Below are 800 nucleotides of genomic sequence, written 5' to 3'. Positions count from 1 at the left end.
CTTGAAGAAGAAAAATAAGTCGCAAAGTTGGCTAACCCAACAAACTCTCCATCGCTGTTTTGTACGCTTTTGGCCAGCATCGCCCACAATGGCATCAAGATGAACAAGATCATCATCGTGGAAAGACCCGTCAACAAGCCAAACAGCACGATATTGTCGCGGCTAATGCGTCCCATCATTGATTTCGCTTTGTCTTGAGTCGTCAGGCTATTCATCGTCATTGTCTTCGCATCCATGTTTGCACCTATGCCGCCAACGCTTTTGTAAACGCATTCCCCTGAGAAGGGATTACATAGCCGTGCAAGCCACTTTCCAAGAACTGGATGTAACGCACATCACCAATGCGAATATTGAGGTTTTGCACCGTCTCGACTGGCACATCAACAACAATTGGTTTCGCTTGGCTGTCGTTTTGTAGCTCACAATCCACGCGGAAAAATGCGCCCAGAAACTCGGTAGCGGTAATGCGTACAGGCAACGAGTTGCGGTAGTTTTCGACAAACTTGATGTTTTCGGGACGTACCGCCAAATCAAAGCGGTCACCACGTTGAACCTTACGATTGGTTAAACTTGGTGCTGGCAGTAGAGTCTCAGCAATACGCACCTGAGATTCGGTCACAACAGATGTCTCGATAAAATTCATGCTGCCGACAAACTCGGCCACAAAGCGCGTTGCCGGTTGTTGGTAGATTTCTTGAGGCGTGCCGACTTGCTCAATTACGCCATGGTTCATTACCACAATTCGATCTGCCATCGAAAGCGCCTCATCCTGATCGTGCGTAACCATAATGGTAGTGATG

At 48.0% G+C, this 800-nt stretch carries 1 protein-coding gene and 1 pseudogene; both read right to left on the bottom strand.

Going from position 1 to position 800, the window contains the following annotated elements:
• A pseudogene (locus R8N47_RS24525) lies at window positions 1–236 on the bottom strand (putative 2-aminoethylphosphonate ABC transporter permease subunit); the annotation flags it as partial.
• 8 nt (window positions 237–244) lie between these two features.
• On the bottom strand, window positions 245–800 hold a 556-nt coding region (locus R8N47_RS24520), incomplete at its 5' end, for a TOBE domain-containing protein (RefSeq protein WP_318186016.1).

It is taken from the genome of Vibrio sp. 2132-1 (assembly GCF_033344315.1).
Note: the sequence above shows the minus strand (reverse complement) of the source record. Positions and strands in the feature narration are given on the sequence as shown.